This window comes from Streptomyces sp. NPDC057565 (assembly GCF_042801455.1).
GTDB lineage: Bacteria > Actinomycetota > Actinomycetes > Streptomycetales > Streptomycetaceae > Streptomyces > Streptomyces yanii.
This window is the reverse complement of sequence record NZ_JBHVFU010000149.1, coordinates 1-3,935: the sequence shown is the minus strand read 5'-3', so window position 1 is coordinate 3,935 and position 3,935 is coordinate 1. Positions and strand designations below refer to the sequence as shown.

Here is a 3,935-nt window from a genome sequence, read left to right as displayed (position 1 = left end):
TGTGCGCGCGCGAGCAGCGGCGCCACCAGCTCGATACCGTGGACCGGTTCCAGAGCGGCGGCCACAAGCCCGCCGCCGTCGGCGATCAGGACCACATCCGGCGCCATGACATCCATCAGCTCCTGCACCTGCCCGTGACGACGCGGTTCGGCGTGACAGCTCGGCACGCTGCCGGACTGCTCATGCCACGGGAAGCATTCATCTCGGGCATATCGTGTCGTCATGGCACATGCCGGTAGCCCCCAGGCCGATCGACCGGATGGGCCTGCGGCTTCGGGTCGGCTCCTGGCACCGCTTCTCGCGGTCTGCGCGGGCTACTTCATGGTCATCCTGGATGTGACCGTCATCAATGTCGCCGTTCCGGTGGTGGGACGGGAACTGTCGGCCTCGCTCACCGGGATCCAATGGATCACGGACGGCTACACCCTGATCTTCGCCGGCCTGCTGCTCACCGGCGGCGCGCTGGGGGACCGGCTCGGCAACCGCCGGATCTTCTGTACCGGGGTGGTGGTGTTCACCGCCGCCTCGGCCGGCTGCGGGCTGGCACAGAGCACCGGGACCCTGGTTGCCGCCCGGCTGGCGGAAGGACTCGGCGCGGCACTGATCGTGCCCGGCTCCCTCGCCCTTCTTCAGCAGGCCTATCCCTCACCCGCCGAGCGCTCCCGGGCCTTCGGCCTATGGGGCTCCATGGCGGGCGTCGCCGCTTCCGCCGGGCCCCTCCTGGGTGGGCTCCTGGTCACCACCGTGGGCTGGCGCTGGGTGTTCTTCATCAACCTGCCCGTCGGTTGCGCCTGCCTGTTGCTGACGCTGCGCCACGTACCGGCTTCGGCCCGTCGCACGGACCGCGCCGTGGACTGGCCTGCCCAGTGCGCGCTGATCGCGACGGTGGCCCTGCTGATCGCTGTCCTCAACGAAGCCGGGCGGCGTGGCTGGGCGGACCCTCTGATCCTCACCGGCGCCGGCCTGTGCCTGCTTGCAGCCGTCGCGTTCGTCCTTCGCGAGCGCCTGGCCCGCAACCCTGTATTGCCCTTGCGGCTGCTGCGCTCACGCCCGATGAGCGGTGGAGCGGCCGTCGGCCTGCTGTTCAACTTCGCCTTCTACGGCATGATCTTCACAGCCAGCCTGTACTTCCAGCACCAGCGCGGCCTGAGCGCACTGCGCACCGGGGTCGCCCTCTTCCCGGCGGTGGCGATGACCATGTTCGCCTCCGTCCTGTCCGGGCGACTGGCACGCCGCACCGGACACCGCCCGCTTGTGGTCTCGGGCATGCTCCTGGGAGCGGCAGGTCTGGCCGGCTGGGCCGCCGCTGGACCGAACCCGGACTACCTACTGCTCGTGGCACCGATGATGGCTGCGGGCTTCGGCACATCCTTCGCCCTCACCGGATCAACCGCCACCGTGATGTCAGCCGCCCCGGACGCGTACTCCGGCACCGCCTCAGCCCTGTTCAACACCACTCGCCAGATCGGCAGCGCCGCGGGGGTCGCGCTGGGAGGCTCGCTGCTGGCCGCCGCAGCCAGTTTCACCACCGGGCTGCGGACCAGCATGGCCATCGGCGCGGCCGCGTACCTGACGGCCGCCACCCTCGCGCTCTTCTGCATCCCGCGCAAGACACCTCGCGACGTCGCCGGCTGAATGACGGGGCTCGGATCCGCACCCGTCAGGCGGCGCGGCAAGGTACCGACTCTGCCTCCCCTGCTGATCGAACCGCGCACGTATCCCCCAGATCGCGTTCTCTCCGTACGGGCCCCGGCACCGAATGCAGAACACTGGATGTCGCTTCGAACTGAGTGTGGGAGTCACTCGCCGTGCGTCTTCATGACCCATATCAGCGAGAATTGAGGTCACTCAACAGCTGCGCAATCAGTCCCCCTCCGTGCCCGATCCCGATGGGATCGAGCTTGATCGGCCCGGCGCCTGGTGGGGAGAACTGGCCCACGGATTGGCGCTCCGGCGTTTCTCAGTCCCTGCACATGGAAAAGGGGCCCCACAGCCGACTGACGCGCCGATGGCCGCCGATGCTTACAGGCGACGAAGCCAGAACGGCGGCCATCACGTGCCGGTATGTCAGGAATCAGCCCCGGAGAGGACGGGACGTTCGGCATCATCCAATCGTGCAATGAGTGCGATCCGGGCACGGGCGACCCGTGAACGCACTGTTCCCACCGAACAGTCGCTGACGAGAGCCGCCTCCGCATAGGGCAGACCGAGGAGTTGTGTGAGGACGAAGGCCTCGCGCCGCTCGTGCGGAAGACCTGCGAGCAGGTCCGACAAGGCGATCCCGTCGTCGAAGCCGGGCAGACCCCGTGGCTGAGCGCGTTCGACGGCGCGCTCCCAGTCATCGGTGCGCGAAAGGCGAGGCCGTGAAGCGCTGTAGCGGATGCTGTCGACCACTGCCCGGCGGGCGATGGACAGCAGCCATGTACGTGCTGAGGACCGGCCTTCGAAGCGATGCAGACTACCGAGGGCTCGCAGGAACGTGTCCTGGGTCAAGTCGTCGACCGCTTGTGGATCGGCACCGAGGTAGGCGATGTAGCGGCGTACATCTCGGTGCAAGGCATGGACGAAACGCTCGATGGCGACAGGGTCGCCGCCACGGGCGGCGAGCGCCCAGGCTGTTATCGCTTCGTCGCGCGACCGGGGCAGGGCAGGAGTGCTCACCTGGTGTCCTTCGCAGGATGCTGGTCCGGGCCGCGCGTGAAGTCGCCGGGCCCGGTGATGGAGGTACGGCCGTGCGCACACGGCCGATGCCCGCGACCGGTGAACGCCGAGGAGACATCCTTCAACGGTGCGGGAATACAGCTGTCGTCAGAGGACAGCGATCCCGCAGGGCGGCCCCCGTGAGGTGATCGCGTGTACGAGCAGGAACTCACGTGGTGTGCGCGCCGAACTGTCCCGGGCTGTGCGCATACGCGGGCGATGCGGTGGACGGGGCACCACGAACGGGAGCCGCAGAGGTACAACGAGCCACCCAGGGGCCGCACGCAGGATGCGGAAGACGGCCCGCTCGCCGTGAGCGAGCCACAGGGCGCCGAGCAAAGCTGCCAACAGATGGGCGGCGACCATGCCGCCCGGCGACATGACACTGCTGCCGTGCCCGAGGAGTGCCGTGTGACTCATCGAGTGCATGGCAGCCATGTCGTGGCTCATGTACTCCGAGGGTGGAGGAGCTTGCACCGAGCCTGTCGGCGGTGTGCGGAGAAAGCGACCCAGTGCCATGTTCACGAGTCCGGCTCGGGCAACTGGCTCCGACGGCGGGTTGCGACACAGGACGTGGTCGGCCCACCGCTGCAGAATCGAGGCGCCATTCGGGAGCGCGGGCTGCACGGCTGCCTGGGCGAGGGAGAACGCAGAATGAAGGACGGCTTGGGCCGCGATCGAGGCGCCCAGGACGGGAAGGAGTCCGTGCTCTCGGGCGGTGAAGAGCCATGCGGTTGCGCCGGTCACGGCGGCCCCCAGCACCACGGCCCACCACGGCACGTGGGTGCCGGACATCAGGACATGCCCCAGGGAGGTGAGCAGCACACAGACGGATGCGAACATCGCAGCCCGCAATGCTCGGCAACACCGCCCAGCAATCATGGCAGGCCTCATCCTTGCACTGGCGTCCTGGTTTCACCGGTCGATACGGATAGTGCCTAGGTGTACAGCTCAACACACATCATGTGACCCACGTCACTTCTCGAATGAGGATAGTCGGCGCAAGCCCCAACGACCTCTTTCAAGGCCGGAGGTGTCCGCGGCAAGCGCCGCAGCGTGAAGGGACACAGGTAAACGCGGCTCCGCGAGCGAGGCATTCCGAAGCGAAACCGCGGCGCTCCGCGCCGCAGGGTTCAGGACCGGATTCCCTCCCCGCCTGAAGGACTCTGCTGAGGAATCCGCAAAACGGGTTGTCAGGCCGCGAGCATGAGGGCTTCGAGGCGGGAGATGTGGGT

3 protein-coding genes and 1 pseudogene are annotated in these 3,935 nt (G+C 68.0%); 1 reads left to right on the top strand and 3 read right to left on the bottom strand.

Going from position 1 to position 3,935, the window contains the following annotated elements; all coding sequences use genetic code 11:
- Window positions 1-140: pseudogene (locus tag ACFU8W_RS52140) on the bottom strand (RNA polymerase subunit sigma-24); the annotation flags it as partial.
- Between the two features lie 82 nt (window positions 141-222).
- On the opposite strand from ACFU8W_RS52140, the gene ACFU8W_RS52135 reads away from it, so the two are divergent.
- On the top strand, window positions 223-1,635 hold the full coding sequence (locus ACFU8W_RS52135) for an MFS transporter (RefSeq protein WP_384052885.1): 1,413 nt from the start codon (window positions 223-225) through the stop codon (window positions 1,633-1,635).
- 432 nt (window positions 1,636-2,067) lie between these two features.
- On the opposite strand, the gene ACFU8W_RS52130 is transcribed toward ACFU8W_RS52135, so the two are convergent.
- Window positions 2,068-2,661 carry a sigma-70 family RNA polymerase sigma factor gene (locus ACFU8W_RS52130; protein ID WP_384052883.1) on the bottom strand — a complete coding sequence of 198 codons (594 nt, stop codon included), beginning with the start codon at window positions 2,659-2,661 and terminating at the stop codon, window positions 2,068-2,070.
- Between the two features lie 147 nt (window positions 2,662-2,808).
- Window positions 2,809-3,543 carry a hypothetical protein gene (locus tag ACFU8W_RS52125; RefSeq protein ID WP_384052881.1) on the bottom strand — a complete coding sequence of 245 codons (735 nt, stop codon included), beginning with the start codon at window positions 3,541-3,543 and terminating at the stop codon, window positions 2,809-2,811.
- Between the last annotated feature and the right edge of the window lie 392 nt (window positions 3,544-3,935).